Source organism: Thalassobacillus sp. C254 (assembly GCF_001310615.1).
In genome coordinates, this window is the sequence record NZ_BAXQ01000053.1 from 1 (window position 1) to 2,820 (window position 2,820).

Genomic DNA, 2,820 nt, shown 5'->3' on the forward strand with positions numbered 1-2,820 from the left:
GTTGGAATAAATGCGATAACACGCTTACCATCAACTAATAGTGCATGTAGAAAGGCTTCTCTAACTATTCTTTCTTCCATTGGTGAAATTAAAATATAAATAATGTCTTCCTTGCTCATAGTTGGAAAAAGAGAGATCAAATGATTACTATATGCTAAAAGTTCTGTAAAAGCTTGTCTTTCAGTTTGTCGGGATTTCTTTAATTCAATAATACTTATTCCAACACCTTCAATGTTTACTCCTAAAAAGTCTGCCCTAATGGTTGAATCATTCGTTTTATTTAAGGGGACTTCCACACCTATTAAATCCATGTATTTAGTGTAATTAAATGTTTCATTCAACCTCTCAAAAACCATCTTTAAGAAAACTTTATCTGGTTCTATTTTTTCTCCAAATTCAACATCAACATTTGGAATATCACCTATTATTAATTGAGAAAGCTGATCTTTTCTTTCCCAAATATAGTTTTGTATTTCTTTTTCACTAAACATCTTTTGTACTCCTAACTTCAGCAATCGGATATAAAATATTCAATTTTCAACCTTCTACTTTATCTAATTAATTTTTCTGTCTCTTCAATAAATCTGTAACAATTTATATTCACGAAACCTTTCATTTACACAAAATTAAGGTAAAAAAAAAAGCACCACAAACCCAACGGGCATAAAGTGTACCCTTTGTAAAGGACAGTTTAAAAAAGTTCTAGGCAGTTTTCCGAAGATGATCCCTGTATTGTACAGGGGTCATTTTATTTAAATTCCATTTATATCTGAAGTGGTTGTAATAATTCATGTATCGTTTAATTTCCTGTTCTACCTCTTTCAATGTAAAACATTTTTCAAGGTGTGTTTCATCTTTTAAATGGCCAAAAAAGGATTCCTGAGGGGCATTGTCCCAACAGTTGCCTCGTCTTGAAATGGACTGCAGTAACCCTAGTTTCTTCACCTTGTTCTGAAAGCCAGGGTGCGTATAATGAAAGCCTTGGTCTGAGTGAATAAAGGCTCCTTCGGATTTTTTAAAGTTTCTGTTTTTCTTTAACTTTTTGGAGGGTGTCTGTTACGATGTCCAAGGTGATCCGGTCGGAGACTTGATAGGCCAGAACCTCACCAGAAGCTCCATCCAGTATTGTAGATAAATAACCTCGCTGGTTCTTTCCATAGCTCAAATATGTGATGTCAGTCATTAGTACTTTTCCAGGTAGACCTTGTTTGAACTTACGTTCTAACATATTAGGCACCACTGAATGCTCATGTGTTGCCTTCATCATCCGTTTGTATGGATTCGCTTTTCGAATCGGACAGATAATCATATATTTCTTCATAATCCGACGGATACGTTTCAAATTGTAGACAACATTAAATTGACCCGCCAAAGTCATTTTAATCTGGCGCGCCCCTTTAGTTCGGCGTTTGAAGCGATACGCCTTTAAAATCGTTTCTTTAGCTGCTTCGTCCTGTTTTTCTTTCTGGTCTCTTCGCTTTTGAGATTCCTGGCTGAAATAGTTATAGTACCCGCTTCTTGAGACCTCAGCTACATCACATAGGTAACTTACCATCTTATTCAACTTGTACTTAACGATAACCTCTCGAATTAAAATATACTTTTGACTTGGGCATAAGACTACTTTTTCATCCCCCTTTCCATAAACCGGATCTTTTTTAGAAGCTCGTTTTCCGCTTTCAATAAGTTAATCTGAGCTTCCAAACGGGCGTTTTGTTCATCCAGTGAGAGTTCTCTTTCTCTCGGTCGCCTGAATGTCCTGCCCTTGTATCATCTAATCCAATAATTCCTTTTTCTCTGTAGCTTTTTGCCATCTCTTGCTTGCAGCTTTCATCCTCGTAGCACCTAGAACTTCTGGATCAAACCCGTTCTCTTGAAATATCTGCCTTGAGAACTTACCTTTTTCCCTCTCCGCAATAAACAACCTCTTAAATTCATTTGTATAAGTAACGCCCTTTGCGCTAACCGTTTTCACAAAAGGGTTGGCGTATAATTCTTTTATTTGTTTTTCAGTAAATGTCTTTTTACTCATTATTTTCCCCAATCTCTGTAATGTGTTGTTTAATCATTTCACAAAAAATACCCTATAGGTAGACTTTTTTTACGTGTCTACTCTATAGGTACATTTTACACAAACGAAGGTTGTTTTTATAAAGTCATGGTCTAATTAAAACAATTGCTGTCCTAAGAGCATACTTGAGACTGAAAAGCACCAGCAGGTGGTAAAACATTAGTATATATGGGAGGTCCCAAACGGGGTGTAAAGGTTGTAGCAATCCAATTTCCATATTCACCAGCCAGCAAAGAGGGAGGTTTCATTATAAACCGTCCACTTAAAACGAAATGCCGAATGCTTATAGCGGTCTCATCAAATATTGTCAAGTTGCCAAAAAAGGAGGCATATGGTGAATCGAAACTTATTTGTTTAGCTCTTTCGTCCCAATACCCATTAATCGGAATAGGTATACCACGAAAATTAACTGTACCTACTACTTTGTTGTCTACAATGGAATCAATGGTAAGTATACCTCTAATAATGGATCTCCCCGCAATAGAAGCATCAATCCCCCATACGGATGGAAAGGGGATACTGACTTTGGCTGTCTTTGGAATTTTCAAAATTAACCTCTCCTTGATTATTTTATGTATGGATTGAGTTGTATTTAATCATAATCCTGTAGTAATGATACAGGATATGCACAGAGAATCACTTAGGTGTTTTGTTAAGAAAGAATTTTCCTGACGGAACCCCTGTTAGTCCCTTTGATCCTTGTCGCCCGATGCTTACCAAGTCGTATTCCACCCCGCCCAATTTATATG

Annotated in this window: 2 protein-coding genes and 1 pseudogene; all 3 read right to left on the minus strand. The window is 36.6% G+C overall.

Going from position 1 to position 2,820, the window contains the following annotated elements:
• Nucleotides 1–491, minus strand: a 491-nt coding sequence (locus tag JCM19033_RS21455) for a hypothetical protein (RefSeq protein ID WP_198153625.1), incomplete at its 3' end; no start/stop codon positions are given.
• A gap of 211 nt (nucleotides 492–702) precedes the next feature.
• Nucleotides 703–2,069 (minus strand): annotated as a pseudogene (locus tag JCM19033_RS22910) (IS3 family transposase).
• A 115-nt stretch (nucleotides 2,070–2,184) separates the two neighbouring features.
• Nucleotides 2,185–2,619 carry a hypothetical protein gene (locus JCM19033_RS21470; protein WP_054637865.1) on the minus strand — a complete coding sequence of 145 codons (435 nt, stop codon included), beginning with the start codon at nucleotides 2,617–2,619 and terminating at the stop codon, nucleotides 2,185–2,187.
• Between the last annotated feature and the right edge of the window lie 201 nt (nucleotides 2,620–2,820).